The sequence below is a fragment of the Streptomyces sp. genome (assembly GCF_035645055.1).
In the GTDB taxonomy this organism is placed as follows: Bacteria; Actinomycetota; Actinomycetes; order Streptomycetales; family Streptomycetaceae; genus Streptomyces.
In genome coordinates this window covers 1-16,569 of sequence record NZ_DASQNH010000044.1, presented here as the reverse complement: position 1 = coordinate 16,569, position 16,569 = coordinate 1, and the positions used below count along the sequence as shown (strand labels likewise).

The 16,569-nt window shown below is 74.1% G+C and carries 10 protein-coding genes; 4 read left to right on the top strand and 6 right to left on the bottom strand.

What is annotated here, in order from left to right:
* Window positions 1-101 precede the first annotated feature (101 nt).
* From VE614_RS14560 to VE614_RS14545, 4 genes are read left to right on the top strand one after another with little or no spacing between them, the layout of a single operon-like run.
* Window positions 102-1,508 (top strand): cation:proton antiporter, encoded by a 1,407-nt coding sequence (locus tag VE614_RS14560; RefSeq protein ID WP_324936568.1) that lies wholly within the window; start codon window positions 102-104, stop codon window positions 1,506-1,508.
* On the top strand, window positions 1,505-2,935 hold the full coding sequence (locus VE614_RS14555; RefSeq protein WP_324936566.1) for an NAD(P)/FAD-dependent oxidoreductase: 1,431 nt from the start codon (window positions 1,505-1,507) through the stop codon (window positions 2,933-2,935). Before VE614_RS14560 ends, VE614_RS14555 begins: the two co-directional genes overlap by 4 nt.
* A complete protein-coding gene (locus VE614_RS14550; protein ID WP_324936564.1) occupies window positions 2,932-4,578 on the top strand; it encodes an NAD(P)/FAD-dependent oxidoreductase in 1,647 nt (548 codons plus the stop codon). Before VE614_RS14555 ends, VE614_RS14550 begins: the two co-directional genes overlap by 4 nt.
* Window positions 4,579-4,587: 9 nt before the next feature.
* Window positions 4,588-5,094, top strand: a complete 507-nt coding sequence (locus VE614_RS14545) for a flavin reductase family protein (RefSeq protein ID WP_324936562.1) — start codon at window positions 4,588-4,590, stop codon at window positions 5,092-5,094.
* 85 nt (window positions 5,095-5,179) lie between these two features.
* On the opposite strand, the gene VE614_RS14540 is transcribed toward VE614_RS14545, so the two are convergent.
* The 6 genes from VE614_RS14540 to VE614_RS14515 form a co-directional block, all read right to left on the bottom strand.
* Window positions 5,180-6,490: a PLP-dependent aminotransferase family protein gene (locus VE614_RS14540; RefSeq protein WP_324936560.1), complete on the bottom strand. Its 1,311-nt coding sequence runs from the start codon at window positions 6,488-6,490 to the stop codon at window positions 5,180-5,182.
* Entirely contained in the window at window positions 6,487-7,554 is a 1,068-nt protein-coding gene (gene hppD / locus VE614_RS14535) for a 4-hydroxyphenylpyruvate dioxygenase (RefSeq protein ID WP_324936558.1), read from the bottom strand. Before hppD ends, VE614_RS14540 begins: the two co-directional genes overlap by 4 nt.
* A gap of 53 nt (window positions 7,555-7,607) precedes the next feature.
* A complete protein-coding gene (locus VE614_RS14530) occupies window positions 7,608-8,630 on the bottom strand; it encodes a methyltransferase (protein WP_324936555.1) in 1,023 nt (340 codons plus the stop codon).
* Complete coding sequence (locus VE614_RS14525) at window positions 8,623-8,841, bottom strand: MbtH family protein (protein ID WP_324936554.1); 219 nt, start codon at window positions 8,839-8,841, stop codon at window positions 8,623-8,625. The genes VE614_RS14530 and VE614_RS14525 overlap by 8 nt, the downstream gene beginning before the upstream one ends.
* Window positions 8,838-12,788 carry an amino acid adenylation domain-containing protein gene (locus tag VE614_RS14520; protein ID WP_324936552.1) on the bottom strand — a complete coding sequence of 1,317 codons (3,951 nt, stop codon included), beginning with the start codon at window positions 12,786-12,788 and terminating at the stop codon, window positions 8,838-8,840. Before VE614_RS14520 ends, VE614_RS14525 begins: the two co-directional genes overlap by 4 nt.
* 1 nt (window position 12,789) lies before the next feature.
* Window positions 12,790-16,569 (bottom strand): amino acid adenylation domain-containing protein (locus VE614_RS14515; RefSeq protein ID WP_324936550.1); only part of this gene is annotated, 3,780 nt, incomplete at its 5' end.

The following is a 16,569-nucleotide window of genomic DNA, read 5'->3' as shown; positions in this document are numbered from 1 at the left end:
GAGTGCCCCGTCGTGGCGAGCGGCCCCTCGGCGCCGCCGCCGGCGGCGCGCACGAACCAGCGTGCCTCGTCGAACGTCCCCTTCGGACAAGGAACCCTTCTTTGCTGACGAACAGAAACAGAGCACGTTATCCGCTCGGCTATCTGCTGCTCGTCGTCGTGCCGGCCGCCGCGGCGGTCGCCCTGCTGGTGACGCTGGCCGAACCCGGGCGCTCCGGGGACCCGGCCGACGCGGTCCATCCGTCCCGGCTGCTGCCCGCGCTGGCCGTCATCCTGGTGGTGGTACGGCTGGTGGGTGCCGCGCTCAGACGGCTGGGCCAGCCGGCGGTGGTCGGCGAGATCGTCGCCGGTCTCATGCTCGGCCCGTCCGTCCTCGGCTTCTTCCTGCCGGACCTGCAGCGAACGCTGTTCCCCGCCTCGATCCTTCCGTCGCTGGACACCCTCGCGCAGCTGGGCGTCGTGCTGTTCATGTTCCTCGTCGGCCTGGAGCTGCCCCTGGACCTGCTGCGCCGCAGCGGCCCGGCGGCAGCGGCGCTCGCGCAGGCCAGCACGGCCGTGCCGTTCCTGTGCGGCGCGGTCCTGGCCGCGGCGTTGCTCGACTCGTACCGGCCTCCCGGCGCCTCCCGGCTGGCGATGGTGATGTTCGTGGGTGTCGCCTTCGCGATCACCGCGTTTCCCGTCCTGGCACGGATCCTCGGCGAGCAGCGCCTGACGCACACTCCGCTCGGCACCCTCGGTCTGGCCACGGCCGGAATCGGCGACGTCATCGCCTGGTGTCTGCTGGCCGCCGTGACGGCGGTCGCCACCAGCGCCTCCGCCGCGCCCACCGTGCTGTCGTGCGCGCTGGTCACGCTCTACGCGGCCGTCATGTTCCTGGTGGTCCGCCCGGCGTTCACCCGGCTCGCGCCGCGGATCGGTGAGGCGGGTCAGCCGCTGGTGGCGGCGGCCGTGCTGACCACCACGCTGGTCTCGGCGTGGCTCACCGACACCATGGGCGCGCACGCCATCTTCGGGGCGTTCATCGCCGGCGTGGTGATGCCCCGCAACTCGGTGGCGATCCAGCGGATCGCGGACCGGGTGGAGGGGCTGACCGGCTGGGTGCTGCTGCCCGTCTTCTTCGCCGTGGTCGGCCTCAAGCTCGACCTGCCGGCGGTGGGCGGCCTGCGGGACTGGGGCGTGCTCGCCCTGATCGTGCTCGTGGCCTCGGCGGCCAAGTTCTGCACGGTGGCCCTCTTCGCCCGCCTGCTGGGCCGCCACCGGCGGGACGCGGCGGCCCTCGGACTGATGATGAACTGCCGCGGCGTCACCGAGCTGATCGTGCTCCAGCTCGGCCTCACCCTCGGCGTCCTGTCCCAGCAGCTGTTCGCGATGCTCACCTGCATGGCGCTGGTGACCACGGCCGCGACCGGCCCGCTGCTGCGCAGGCTGCGGCTGGACCGCGGCCGCTCCGACCCCACCCGCACCACTACGGAGGCTCCGTTGTTGACCAGCCATGAGGGGACGACATGAGCGTCACATCCGACCACGACGTACTCGTCCTGGGTTCCGGCCCCGGCGCCTCGGTCCTGGCCGCGGCGCTGGCCCGGGCCGGCTCGGACGTCCTGATCGTCGGCGAGGACACCCACCCGCGCTACCGGCAGGGCGAGACGTCGACGCCGTTGTTGTCCTGGCTGCTGCGGCTGCTCTCGGCGCGCTACGACGTCCCGGAGTTCGCCCGCCTCGCCGAGTACGCCACGGCCCGCGAGCAGGTGAGCCGGCGGGTCGGTGCGGAACGCTCGATCGGCTTCGCGCACGACGGGCGGGAGCGACGGGTGGCGCTGCCGCGCGCCGCGGCCGGGGCCCTGCTGTACCGGCAGGACGTCGACGCCTACCTCTTCCACACCGCCGCGTTGCGCGGCGCCCGGGTCCGTCAGCAGGTCAAGGTCGTCAAGGCCGAGGTCACCGCGGACCGGGTGCTGGTGACGACGGCGCGCGGGGAGACGTTCTCGGCGCGTTTCCTGGTGGACGCGAGCGGCCGGGACTCGGCCGCCCTGGCGGCGCTCGGCGCGGAGGTGCGCGAGGAGGGCGCGGGGGACGAACCGCGCACCCGGTCGGTCCACACCCATCTGATCGAGACGGGTCTGCCCGCCTCGGACGGCACCACGCACCATCTGTTCGACGGCGGCTGGCTCACGCTGAGCCCGTTCACCAACGGCGGGGTGAATCCGGTCACCGGGGTGCGCTTCACGGTGGACGCCGACCGGTTCGAGCGGGACGAGGATCCCGAGCGGGAGTTCCGGGACCTGCTGGAGCGGGTGCCGCGGCTGCGGCTGCGCCGCGTCGCTCCGGTGCAGCCGTGGCGCTCCACCGGAGCGCAGCACTACGCCAGGGAGCGGCGGGCGGGAGAGCGCTGGTTCGCGCTCGGCGCCGCCGCCGGTTTCACCGACCCGTTCCTCGCCGGTGAGCTGGTCCACGAGCTCCAGGTCGTGAACGCGCTGGCCTGGCGGCTGATCGACGCGCTCGCCGCCGACGACCTGGGTGCCGCCCGTTTCACCGAGGTGCTCGCGCTCGACGAGCGCCTGCGCACGGCCCACGGCCGGCTCGTCGCCGACTTCCTCGCCGCATCGGCCGACCCGGCGCGGCTGGACGCGTTCGTGGAGCGCTGGGAGCTGGCGAGCTTCTATGCGACGCTGCGGCTGCGGGAGGCGGTCGTGGCCCTGCCCGGCTCGCAGGGCCCCGCCCGGGCCTACGAGGGCCTCGTGCCCGACGACGATCTGGAGACGCTGCGGCAGGTGACCCCGCCGGCGTTCCGGTCGGGTGTGACCGCGCTGCGCGAACCGGGCCGCGGCCTCACCGCCGTGGGCCGGCTGCGCGCCGCCGCCCGGACCAGCCCCTCCCCCGACATCCGGCGGCTGCTGCTGGCCGCCACCCCCGACCTTGTGCGAGGCCGCCTGTGAACGCCACGACCGATCACGACGTCATCGTGCTGGGAGCCGGGATCGCCGGTTCCATGCTCGGCGCGATCCTCGCCCGCCACGGCGCGTCGGTGCTGCTCGTGGACGCGGGCTCGCACCCGAAGTTCGCGGTCGGCGAGTCGACGATCCCCGAGACCCTCGTGACGCTCAGGATGATCGCCGAGCGGTACGACGTCCCCGAGATCGCGACGCTGACGAACACCAAGTTCCTCATGGAGCGGATCAACAGCTCGTTCGGGGTGAAGGACCACTTCGGGTTCCTGCTCCATCGCGAGGGCGAGGAGCCCGACTGGCGTGAGGCGGTCCAGCTGAGCACTCCGGGCGGGGTGTACAAGACCAGCCACCTGTTCCGGCAGGACACCGACACCTACCTTTTCCACGCCGCGGTCCGCCACGGCTGTGTGCCCAAGCTGGACTACCTGGTGTCCGACGTGGAGATCGAGGACGACCGGGTCGCCGTGGTGGGAGCCGACGGGCGCCGGATCACGGCCCGCTACCTGGTGGACGCGAGCGGTTTCCGCTCACCGCTCGCCGCGAAGCTGGGCCTGCGCGAGGAGCCGTCCCGGCTCAAGCACCACTCGCGGTCGCTGTTCGGGCACATGATCAATGTGCGGCAGGACGAGGTACTGGGCCACACCGGCGACCAGTGCCCGCCGACGCGCTGGTACGACGGCACGATGCACCACACCTTCGACCGCGGCTGGTTCTGGGTCATCCCCTTCGACAACAATCCCGCCTCCCGCAACCCGCTGGTCAGCGTGGGCGTCACGCTGGACGAGCGGACGTACCCGAAGAACCGGGAGCTGACTCCCGAGCAGGAGTTCTTCGAGCTGGCCTCCCGGTTCCCGGCCGTGAAGCGGCAGTTCGAGAACGCGGTCTCGGTGCGCGAGTGGGTGTCCACGGAGCGGCTCCAGTACTCCGCGACCCGCTCGGTGGGAGCCCGGTGGTGCCTGATGTCGCACGCGGCCGGCTTCATCGACCCGCTGTTCTCGCGCGGCATCTCCAACACCGCGAACGTGGTGAACGTCCTGGCGCACCGGCTGCTGGGCGCGCTGCGCGAGGACGACTTCACCCTGGAGCGGTTCGAGTACGTCGAGCGCGTGGAGCAGGGGCTGCTCGACTACAACGACGCGCTGGTCAACGCCTCGTTCATCTCCTTCGGCCACTATCCGCTGTGGAGCGCGGTGTTCCGGGTGTGGACGCTCGGCACGGTGTTCAGCTCGAACCGGTTGCAGGCCGCGATGATGCGGTTCCGGCGCACCGGTGACCCGGAGCATCTGCGGGCGCTGGAGGACCAGACCTATCCGGGTCTGTGGTGGCCCGACGCCCGCTACCGGGCGCTGCTGGACGCGGTCGTCGAGCAGACCTCGCGCTACGAGCGGGGCGAGGTGTCCGGCGACGAGGCGGCCCGGCACCTGTTCGGCCTGCTGTCCTCGGCCGACTTCGTCCCCAAGCCGTTCGGTTTCGCCGACATCGAGCACCGCTTCCTGCGGCCGACACCGGGGCGGATGGTCTCGATGCTGAAGTGGGCCGTCACCGAGGCACCGGATGACGTGCGCGACCTGTACCTGGGCCCGGTGAAGGAGTCCCTGAAGGGGCTCATGGCCGGGCGGCGGCCGGCGTAGGGGCGGGCGATGACCACCGTGGACAGGCATCCCGGGCACGTGGACGCCGCCGAGTACCGCACGCTGATGGGCGCCTTCCCGACCGGTGTCGTGGTCGTCACCACGACCGGCGAGGACGGCACACCGTACGGCCTGACCTGCTCCTCCCTGTCGAGCGTCACCGTGCGGCCGCCGACGCTCCAGGTGTCGTTGACGTCCACCAGCCAAGTGCTGGCGGCGATCCTGGAGAACCGCCGGTTCGCCGTGAACCTGCTGCACGCCCGCGCCCGGGAGGCGGCGTCGGTGTTCGCCTCGCCCACCGACCGGTTCGCCGCGGTGCCCTGGCGGCCGACCCCCCGGCTGGGCCTGCCGTGGCTGCACCGGGACGCGTTCGCCGTGGCGGAGTGCCGGCTGGCCCGGACCCTGGAGATCGGCGACCACACCCTGCTGTTCGGCGAGGTCAGCACCGTCGACCACGCCGACGACGTGCCGCTCCTGTACGGCAGGCGGCAGTACTCGGCCTGGCCCGGCGACTAGGGCCGGGGGAAATACGGAAGGTGGGGGTGCCGGCGAAGAGGACTTCGCCGGCACCCCCGTCTTCGTCGTCGGTCCCGACTGCCGCTCAGCGGCGGGACGCGACGAACGCGGCCAGGCGGTCCAGGGCCTCGTCGATCTCGGCCGGCGAGACGGCACTGCACGACAGGCGCAGCCGCCGGTCGGCGTCCGGATGGTCGTAGAAGTGGCGCATCGGCACCCACAGCACCCCGTACTCCTCGGCGGAGTGCTCCAGCGCCGCGTCGTCCGCGGTGAACGGCACGTCCACCACGACGAAGAAGCCGCCGCCCGGGGTGTTCCAGCGCACGCCGCTGTCCGCGGGGAAGCGGGCCGCCAGGCCGTCGAGCAGGAGGTGGAGGTTGCGCTGGTACAGCGCGCGTTCCGCGGTGTTGGCGGCGACCAGGCTGCACCCGTGGGTCACCAGGTGGCCTCCGACGACGGCCTGCGCGACCGGGGAGGTGTTCACGGTGAGCATGCCCTTGATCTTGGCCAGCTCGTCCGCGAACAGGCCGTGGCCGCCGTCGGCGCCCGCGACCGGGGTGTCGGCCACGACGTAGCCGACGCGGGCGCCGGGCAGGCAGGTCTTGGCGAACGAACCGAAGTAGACCACCCGGTGGCCGGTGTCGAGCGCCTTCAGGGTCGGCAGGTGCTCCCCGCCGTGGAAGAGCCCGTACGGGTTGTCCTCCAGGAGCAGCAGGTCGAGCGCCGCCGCCGCGTCCAGCAGGGCGTGCCGGGTGGCGAGATCCAGGCTCAGCCCGGAAGGGTTGGCGAAGTCAGGCATGACGTAGCAGGCGCGCGGGCGCCGTCCCTCGGCCCGCAGCCGGGAGACCTCGTGGGCGAGTGCGTCGAGGTCGACACCGCGCGGGCCGCCGGGTACGGGCACCACGGGCAGGTCGACCAGGGCGGCCGCCCCGGTCAGGCCCACGTAGGTCGGGGCGACGGCGAGCAGCACGTCCCGGTCGTCGGCGCGCAGCGCGCGCAGGGTGAGCACCATCGCCTCCTGGCAGCCGACGGTGACCACCACGGACTCCGGGTCGATGTCGATGCCCTCGTCGAGACGGAGCATCCGGGCGATCAGGTCGTGGATGATGCCCTTGGTCCGGCCGTACTGGAACAGCGTCCTGCGCACCTGTTCGGGGGTGAGCCCGCGTTCGGCGGCCAGGTGCCGCCGGTAGGCGGCGAGATGGCGTTCCGGGGCGTCCGCCTCGAAGAGGCCCTCGTGGGGCCGGCCGGCGGCGAGCGAGATGGCGTCGGGGTAGCGGTGCGACACCTCGTTGAGGAAGTTCATCGACTCCAGGACCGGCCGGCTCAGGGCCGGGTGGAGTTCGCCGGCCCGCAGCACGGCGGAGCGGGCCGGCGCGACCGTGGTCCCACTCATCGGCTCTGCCCGGCCAGGGCCGCTTCCTCCACCGCCTCGTAGAGCGCCCGGATGTTGCCGCTGCCGAAGTTGCGGGCGCCGAACCGCTCGATGACCTCGTAGAACAGCGTGCCGCGCGGGTGCGTGGAGCGGGTGAAGATCTGGTACAGCTGGCCGTCGTGGTCCTCGTCGACCAGGATGTCCAGGTCCCGGAGTTCGGCCACCGGATGCCGGGCCGGCGTGAGCCGCTCGGTGAGCCGGTCGTAGTAGGTGTCCGGGGTGTCCAGGAAGCCGACGCCGCGTTCGGCGAGGACGGCGACGGACCGGACGACGTTGCGGGTGGAGAACGCCACGTGCTGGACGCCGGCCCCGCCGTTGTCCCGCAGGAATCGGTCGATCTGCCCGCAGTCGCCGCTCGTGTCCGGCTCGATCAGGGTCAGGGTGACGTCCCCGGAGGGGCTCTGCACGACCTTGGAGTCCATCGCCTGGGTGCCCACCTCGATGCGCTCCGCGAAGGTCATCCGGAAGCCGAGGGTGCGCTCGTAGCGCTCCACGGCGGGGGCGAGGTCGCCGGGTTCCAGGCAGACGGCGAAGTGGTCGACCCGCTCCAGGCAGGTGGACGAGGGCGGCTGCGGCGTGAGCGGTCCGAAGCCGGGCAGCCATGTCCCGTCGGTGCCGGCGGGCGGCTGCACCAGGGTGTGCGCCACGTCCCCGAACGCCGCGACGGCCGCGAGCGTCGCCCCGTCCTCGGTGGCCGGGTCCCGCAGGGACCGGGCGCCGGCCGCCACCGCCGTCCGGTGCGTGACGGCCGCGTCGGCGGTGCGCAGCGCGATGTCCGCCACGCCGGATCCGTGCCGCTCGGTGAACGCGCGGGTGTGCGGGCCGTCGGTGACCAGGACGGCGATGTCGCGCACGCCGAGGGCGATCGTGCGGCCACCGCCGGGCAGCACCCGGGAACCCCACGGCCGGAGGCCGAACCGGTCCTCCAGCTCGGCCGCGGCCTCGTCGGCGTCGGGGGCGTAGTACTCCAGGTGGTTGAGCGTGACGTCCGTGGCGTGCTGCGGCACGCCGCTCGGTGACTGCATCAGAGTCCTTCCTAGGGGACGTGAGGGAGGTAGAGGACGCGAGGAGAAGGGCGTCACCGGGGCTGTTCGGCCACCAGCACGGAGAAGTCGGAGTCCGGCACGGCGCGCACGGCGGAGAGGGTGTAACCCGCCTTGGTGAGCAGCGCCTCGAACTCCGCGGCGGTGCGCTCGCGGCCGCCGGTGAGCACCATCATTCCGATGTCGCTCCACATGCTCGGATGCCAGGAGCCGTCCTCGGGCACCAGCATTTCGACGATCATCAGCCGGCCGCCCGGTTCCAGCGCCGCCCGCGAGGAGGACAGGATCGACACGCACTGTTCGTCCGTCCAGTCGTGCAGCACGCTGCACAGCAGGTGGGTGTCGGCGCCCCGGGGCACGCCCTCGAAGAAATCACCGGCCCGCAGCTCGCAGTCGCGGCCGTCGAAGGTGCCGGCCTCGCGGACCGCGGCCACCACCGCGGGCCGGTCGAACAGCACGCCCCGCAGCCGTGGTGCGCTGCGCAGGATCGCGTCGAGCTGGTAGCCGTCGCCGCCGCCGATGTCCATCACCGTGTGGGACTCGCTCCAGTCGGTGCCGGTGGCGAACCGCGGGTACAGCCGCGCGGCCCGCTCCCGCATCCGCTGGAGGAACGCCCGGTCGGAGGCGCTGTCGGCGTCCTTGTGGGCGAAGAAGCCGCCGTGCCGGCCGTCGAACACCGATCTGCCGGTGCGGAACGTGTCGATGCCGTGCAGCCAGGCACGCTGGCTCTCCACGTTGAGCAGCGACGTGCGGACGCTGCCCGGGACACCGGCGCGCAGCCGGTGCCCGGCCGGCGTGAGCCGGAAGATGTGTCCGCCTTCCTCGGTCAGCACGCCGACCGACGCCAGCGCGCGCAGCAGCCGGTACAGCGCGTCCGGCTCGGCGCCGACGGCCTCGGCGATCTCGTCGGCGCCGAGCGCGCCGTCGCCGAGGACGTCGGCGACGGCGAGCTCCACGGCGATGCGCAGGACGTGCGGGAGCAGCGCCACACAGCTGTCGTCGACCAGGCCGAGGTAGTCGTCGAGCAGTGCGGCGGGCCGCGGCGCCGGCTCAGGCACTCGCGTCCTCCATCGCGCGGACCAGGCTGCGCGGGCGCAGGTCGGTCCAGTGGGCCTCGATGTAGTCGAGGCATGCCTGGCGCGAGTCCTTCCCGTGCGCGACGGTCCAGCCGGCGGGCACGTCGGCGAAGGCCGGCCACAGCGAGTGCTGGCCCTCCTCGTTGACCAGCACCAGGTAGTCGGCGTCGTTGTCCTCGAACGGATTGGTCATCGCTGGGTTCCCTTTCCTGTGGGGTTCTCGGTGGGGGCGGCGGGGCCCGGCCCGCCGTGCGCGCGGGCACGGCGGGTCAGATCGCGCAGCCGGTCGGAGACGCAACGGCCGATGGTGGCCAGTGCGCCGGGGTCGGTGAGCATCAGGCCGTGGTCGCTGGCGACCTGGTGGTGGCGGATGGCGCCGTTGACGTACGGCTGCCAGTCCCCGGCGGTCGGCCAGTCCGCGCCGCGTCCGCCGGTCGCGGTGACGAACAGCAGGTCGCCGTCGAACACCTCCGGGGAGAAGGCCTGCTGCGCCTCGAAGTTGCGGCGGAACACCTCCACCGCGCGGGCCAGCCGGTGCTCGTCCAGGGTGGCGAGCGCGCTGCCGCCGCGTTCCAGTACGGCCCGCGCGGCGGACACGGTCAGCGGCTCGGCGCGGTCCCAGGCGTGGCCGGCGTAGTGCAGCAGGCCGGTGAGCACGGCCTGGGTGTCCGGGGTGTAGTCCCGTGCTCCGTCGAACCGCGGGTAGGCGTCGAGGATCGCCAGCAGGGCGACCTCCTCGCCCCGGGCCTGCAACCGGGTGGCGAGCCGGTGGGCGAGCACGCCGCCGAAGGACCATCCGAGGAGGTGGACCGGGCCGTGCGGCTGCACCCGGCGGATCTGTTCGGCGTAGTCGTCCGCCATGTCCTCCAGCGTGGCGCCGGACAGCGGCGCGCCGTCCAGGCCGCGGGACTGCAGCGCGTACACCGGCTGGTCGCGGCCGAGGTGGCGCAGCAGCCCGCTGTAGCACCAGCCGAGTCCGGCGGCCGGATGGACGCAGAACAGGGGGGCGCGCCGGCCCGTCGGCCGCAGCGGCAGCAGGACGTCGAGACCGCTGCCGGTTTCCTCGCCCAGGCGCTCGGCGAAGGAGGCGACGGTGGGCGCGGTGAACAGCGTGCGGATGCCGGTCTCGACGCCGAGCACCTCCCGCACCCGGCCGATCAGCCGGGCCGCGAGCAGCGAGTGGCCGCCCAGGTCGAAGAAGTCGTCGTGGACGCCGATCCGGTCCAGGCCGAGAATGTCGGCGAAGAGCCCGCACAGCACCTCCTCGCGGGGGGTGCGCGGGGCGCCGGCCGGATCGGTGACGGGCGGTGCCGGGGCGGGCAGCGCCCGCCGGTCCAGCTTGCCGTTCGGGGTGAGCGGGAACCGGTCGAGCACGACGACGTGCGACGGGACCATGACGTCCGGCAGGTGGACGGCGGCGTGCTTGCGCAAGGCCGCCGGATCGGCGTCCTCACCGGGCGCGGGCACGACGTAGCCGACGAGCCGGTCCGCACGCAGCACGACCTCCGCGTGGCGCACGGCGGGGTGGCGTTCCAGCACGGCGGCGACCTCGCCCGGCTCGATCCGCTGCCCGCGCAGCTTCACCTGGTCGTCGACGCGGCCGGCGTACTCCAGTGCGCCGTCGTGACGCAGCCGGGCCAGGTCGCCGGTGCGGAACAGGCGGGCGCCGGGCGGGCCGTAGGGGTCGGCGACGAACCGCTCGGCCGTGCGGGCGGGCTGCGCGAGGTAGCCGCGGGCCAGCTGGCGGCCGCCCAGGTACAGCTCGCCGGTGACGCCGACGGGCACCGGCTGGAGGGCGCTGTCCAGGACGTAGGCGCGGGTGTTCCACACCGGCCGCCCGATGGGCACGGTGTCGCCGCCGTCGCACCGCCAGGCGGTGACGTCGACGGACGCCTCGGTGGGCCCGTACAGGTTGTGCAGGCGCGCGCCCTCCAGCGTGGCCAGGCAGCGGGCGGCGAGTTCGGCGGGCAGGGCCTCGCCGCTGCAGATCACCCGGGTGAGGCTGGTGCACGCGGCCGAGGCCGGTTCGTCGAGGAACGTGCGCAGCATCGACGGCACGAAGTGGACGGTGGTGACCCGCTCCTCGGCGATCAGCCGGGCGAGGTAGCCGGGGTCGCGGTGGCCGTCGGGGCGCGCCACCACCAGGGTGGCGCCGTTCAGCAGCGGCCACAGGAACTCCCAGACGGAGACGTCGAATCCGGCCGGGGTCTTCTGCAGCACCCGGTCGTCCGGTGTCAGGCGGTAGGCGTCCTGCATCCAGGCGAGCCGGTTGGCGATGCCCTCGTGCGGGACGACGACCCCCTTGGGCCGGCCCGTCGACCCGGAGGTGTACAGCACGTAGGCCGGGTGTCCGGGGAGCGGTGCGCGGTCGCCGGGGCCGTCGCCGGCCCGTGGACCGGGCGGGCCGCAGGAGTCACCGCGCAGGGCGATCCGGGGGAAGGTCCCGGGCAGTTCGGTGGTGTCGTCGAGGGTGACGATGACGTCGGGGGCGGCCTCCTCGGTCATGAGCCGCAGCCGCTCCGTGGGCAGGCCGAGGTCCAGGGGCAGGTAGGCGCCGCCGGCCTTGAGCACCGCGAGGACGGCGACGACGAGTTCCACGGACCGGGGCAGCGCGAGCCCCACCAGCCGCTCGGGGCCGACGCCGTGTGCCCTCAGCCGGCGGGCCAGCCGGTCGACGCGGGCGTCGAGAGCGCCGTACGTCACCCGCTCGCCCTCGAAGACCACCGCCGTACGGTCGGCGAAGCGGGCCGCGGTCTCCTCGAACTGCCGGGGCAGGGTCCGCTCGGGGACCGGGTGGCCGGTCTCGTTCCACTGGTGGACGACGCGCTGCTCCTCGACGGGGTCCAGCAGCCTGACGGAGGTGACGGGCGCGTCCGCGGCGGTGGCGAACCGGGTGAGCACCTGTCCGAGCCGGGCCACCAGGTCGCGGGCGTGCTCGGGCGGGAAGAGGTCGGTGCGGTGGGTGACGCGCAACCGGAGCCGTTCCCCGGGGACGACCACGAGGGTGAGCGGGTAGTGGGTGGCGTCCTGGACCTGCATCCCCGTGGCGAGCATGCCGTCGGCGCCGGCCTTCAGGCCGTCGTGGTCGACCGGGTAGCTCTCGAAGACGACCATCGTGTCGAACAGCCGGTCCAGGCCGGACCAGCGGGTCACCTCGGCGAGGGAGCGGTGCTGGTGGCCGGTGAGCGCCGCCTGCTCCCGCTGGACGCGGGTCAGCAGCGCGGAGAGCGGCTCGGCGGGGCTGAACCGGATACGGACCGGCAGGGCGTTGATGAACAGCCCGACCATCTGGTCCGCGCCGGGCACCTCGGGCGGCCGGCCGGAGACGATCGCGCCGAAGACGACGTCGTCCTGGCCGGTGGCGTGCCGCAGCAGCGTGCCCCAGGCGCACTGCACGACGGTGTTGAGCGTCGTGCCGTTGCGCCGGGCGAGGTGGGCGAGGTCGGTGGTGACGTCGGTGGGCAGCAGGCATTCGGCGGCCTCCGGGAGCGCCGCCGCGCGGGCCGGGTCGGGCGGTGCCATGAACGTGCCGGCGGTGAGTCCGTCCAGCGCCGTGCGCCAGGCGTGTTCGGCGGCCGCCGGGTCCTGGCCGGCCAGCCAGGCCAGGTAGTTCCGGTAGGGCGGCGCGGGCGGCAGCTGCCGCCCGGCGTAGAGGGCGAACAGCTCGCGCACCGCGATCGCCAGCGACCAGCCGTCCAGCAGGATGTGGTGGTGCGTCAGCACGAACCGGTGCTCCCGCTCGCCGGTGCGCACCAGCGTGCAGCGCAGCAGCGGCCCCTGCGCGGGATCGAACGGGCGCACCCGGTCCGCGGCGAGCAGCCGGGCGTACGCGTCCTCGCCCGCCCCGCGCAGGTCCGTCTCGGTCCACGGCACGGTGACCGCACGCGGCACCACCTGGACCGGCAGGCCGGACTTGCCGAAGCGGAAGGAGCCGCGCAGGTTCGGGTGGCGGCGCAGCAGGGCCTCGACCGCGCCGCGCAGCCGGCCGGGGTCGGCTCCCTGGCTGAGGGTGAGGGTCAGCTGGACGTTGTACACGTCCGTGCCGGCCGGGTCGAAAAGGGCGTGGAAGAGCAGCCCTTCCTGGAGCGGTGCGAGCGGGAGGACGTCCTCGACGCGTGATCCGGTATGCGCTTGGCGCATGTCAGTCGCCCTCCTCGTCGGCGTGGAAGGGGTGGGGCCGGGGGCCGGCGGGGCCGCCGGGATCGGCCAGGTGGTAGGTGTCCGCGAGGGCGCCCGGTTCGCCCTCGAACAGGTCGAGGTCGTCCTCGAACAGGTCCAGATCGTCCTCGAACAGGTCGAGGTCGTCCTGGCTGAGCTGGACCAGGCCGACGTCGGATGGTGTCGGGGCGAAGCGGACGGGCGACGCGGCGCGGGCGGTGAGCCGGTCCAGGACGGCGAACCAGGTGTCCACCAGGTCGGCCGCGGCCTTCTCCGGCAGCAGCGCACCGGCGAAGGCCAGGCCCACCACGAGCTGGTCGTCGCGCACCATCGCGGTGATCTCCAGGCCGTGCGCCACGGGCAGCGCGGGGTCGGCCGCGCCGCCGAAGGCGCCGGGCTCGGGCGCGACGGCCCAGTCGGCCGCCGAGTCGCCGCCACCGCCGAACCGGCCCAGGTAGTTGAACGCGGCCTCGGGCGTCACCGCGCCGGCCAGCGCCCGCCGCCCCCGCGGGGACAGATGGCGCAGCGGGCCGAACCCGGTGCCCTTCTCCGGGACCGCGCGCAGCTGGTCCTTGACCCGGCCGAAGGCGCGGCCGAGGGCCAGGTCGTCGTGCGGTTCGGCGGCCCAGGACGCCGGGCCGGTGTCCAGCCGGACGGGGTACACACTGGTGAACCAGCCCACGGTCCGGGTCAGGTCGACGCCGGGGTCCGTCTCGTCCCGTCCGTGGCCCTCCAGGTCCAGCAGCACCTCGGGGTGCGCGGTCCCGGTCCGCCGGGCCCGCCAGTCGGCGAGCGCCAGGGCGAGCGCGCCGAGCAGCACCTCGCCGGTGGTGGCGTGCAGCGCCGCCGGTACGTCCGTGAGCAGCGGGGCGGTGCGCTCGGCGGACAGCCGCGCACTGTGGTGGCGTACGGATGCCTCCGTGTCGCGTGCCGGGTTCACGGGGCCGTCCAGCAGCAGGGGTGCCGGTGCCGTCATACGGGTCCAGAAGGACAGTTCGTCCTCCCGGGCCCGGGCCCGTTCCGGCAGCAGGTGGGCCCACTGCCGCAGCGGGGTTCCGGTCTCCGGCACCTCGCCGGTGCGCCAGGCGGTGTCCAGGTCGGACAGCAGGATCTGCCAGGACACGGCGTCCACGACCAGGTGGTGCAGGACGAGGACGAGCCGGCCGGTGCGCCCGGGCCGGTCGAGCCACACCGCCTGCGCCATCACGCCTTCCCGGGGGGCCAGCCGGTCGCGGGCCGCCTCGGTCAGGGCGGGCAGGTCGGCGAGGTCGCCGGAGGCCTGCCGCAGCAGGTCGGCGGCCCGGACCGCGCCGGCCGGGCGGATCGTGGTGGTCCAGGACCGCCCGTCGTCGGCCAGGACCGTCCGGAGCGCCGCGTGCCGGTCCAGCAGCTGCTGGAGCAGCCGCTCCAGGGTGTCGCGGTCCAGGCCGCGCGGGGTGCGGATCCACAGGGACTGGCTGAACCGGTCGACGGGGCCCCCGCGTCCGGCGAGCCAGTGCGCCATCGGTGTCAGCGGCAGGTCGCCGTGGTCCGCCATGGTCGCGGCCGCCGTCCGGGTGCCGCCCGCCACCGCGGCGAGGGCGGCCACGGTCCGGTGGTCGAACACGTCGCGCACGGTGAGCTGGACGCCCTCGGCGCGGGCCCGGCTGACCAGGCGGATCGAGGTGATGCTGTCGCCGCCCAGGTCGAAGAAGCCGTCGTCGACGCCGACCTCGGGCACGCCGAGCACCTCGGCGAAGACCCGGCACAGCACGGCCTCGGTCTCGCCGGACGGCTCCCGCGCGGTGGTGGCGGAGATCTGTGGTTCGGGCAGGGCCGCGTGGTCGAGCTTGCCGTTCACGGTCAGCGGCAGCCGGTCCAGGAGGACCACGGCGGACGGCACCATGTAGTCGGGCAGGGCCGTGGCCAGCGCGCGCCGCAGGGCGCCGCCGTCCGCCCCGGCCCCTGCCGGTACGGCGTACCCGACCAGGCGGCCCGAGTCCCGCTGGACGACGACGGCGTGGGCGACCTCGGGCAGCGCGCCCAGCGCCGCTTCGACCTCCCCGAGTTCGATGCGGTGGCCGCGGACCTTGACCTGGTTGTCGGCGCGGCCGAGGAACTCCAGCCCCTCGGCGCCCCAGCGGGCCAGGTCGCCGGTGCGGTACATCCGGCTGCCGGGCGGGCCGTAGGGGTCGGCCACGAACCGGGACGCGGTCAGGCCGGGCCGGTCGTGGTAGCCGCGCGCCAGGCCGGCGCCGGCCACGTACATCTCACCGGCCACCCCCGGCGGGACCGGGCGCAGCGCGCTGTCGAGGACCCGGACGGTGAGGTCGGCCAGCGGAGTGCCGATCGGGCTGCCGAGCCGCGCGCGGACGTCGGCGGGGCCCAGGGCCCGCGCGGTCACGTGCACGGTCGTCTCGGTGATGCCGTACATGTTGATCAGCTGCGGGGCGTCGGCGGGGCGGGCGGCGTACCAGGCGTCCAGGCGCCGGGTGTCGAGCGCCTCGCCGCCGAACACGACCGCCCGCACGGGCAGTTCGCCCTCGGTGGGCACGGCGGAGAGCAGGTGGAACGCCGACGGCGTCTGGCTGAGCACCGTGACCCGTTCCCGCTCCAGGAGGCGCAGGAAGTCCTCCGGGGAGCGGCTCACCTCGAACGGCACGACGACCAGGCGTCCGCCGTGCAGCAGCGCGCCCCACAGCTCCCACACCGAGAAGTCGAAGGCGTACGAGTGGAACAGCGTCCACACGTCGTCCGCGGTGGGCCGCAGGTGCCGTTCGGTGGCCGCGAACAGGCGCAGCACGTTCCGGTGGGTCACCACCACGCCCTTGGGACGGCCCGTGGAGCCCGAGGTGTAGATGAGGTAGGCGGCGTTGTCCTGGTGCGTCCCGGGGTCGGGCAGCGGGGCTCCGGGGTGGGCCGCGGCGTCGGCGACCGTCACCGCGGGCAGGCCGGCGGGCAGCGCGTGCGCGCACTCGGGGGCGGTGACGGCGACCGCCGGCCGGGTGTCCTCGGTGACGAGGGCGATCCGCCGGGCGGGGTGCGCGGGGTCCAGCGGGACGTAGGCGGCACCCGTCTTGAGCACGGCGACCACCGCGACGACCAGGTCCGTCGAGCGTGGCAGCAGCAGGGCCACCCGGCGCTCCGGTCCGGCCCCGTGCTCGCGCAGCAGATGCGCCAGCCGGTTGGAGCGCGCGTCCAGCTCCCGGTAGCTGAGCCGCTCGGTGCCGCAGGTCACCGCGATGGCGTCCGGGGTGCGGGCGGCCTGCTGCGCGAACCGGGCCGCGAGCGTGCCGCCCGCGGTCAGCGTCCGCGGCACGGGCATCAGCTCGGCCCGCTCCTGGTCGTCGAGCAGGTCGAGGTCGCCCAGGGGGCGCCGCGGATCGGCCACGGCGGCGTCCAGCAGCCGTACGAAGCGCCGGGCGATCGCCTCGGCCGTGGCGGCGTCGAACAGGTCCGTGCGGTACTCGACGGCACCGGCGAGTCCGGCGGGTTCGCCCTCGGCGTCCCGCGCCTCCTGCACGTGCACGGTCAGGTCGAAGCGGGCGACCTCCACCGGCACCTCGGCCGCGGCGATCTCCAGGCCGGGCATCCGCAGCTGCGCGCCCGGCGTGTTCTGGAGGGCGAGCATCACCTGGAAGAGGGGCTGGCGGGCGAGTGACCGCTCCGGGTTGAGGACCTCGACCAGCCGCTCGAACGGCACGTCCTGGTGGGCGTAGGCGGCCAGGTCCGTCTCGCGCACCCGCTCCAGCAGCGTCGCGAAGTCCGGGTCCCCGGAGGTGTC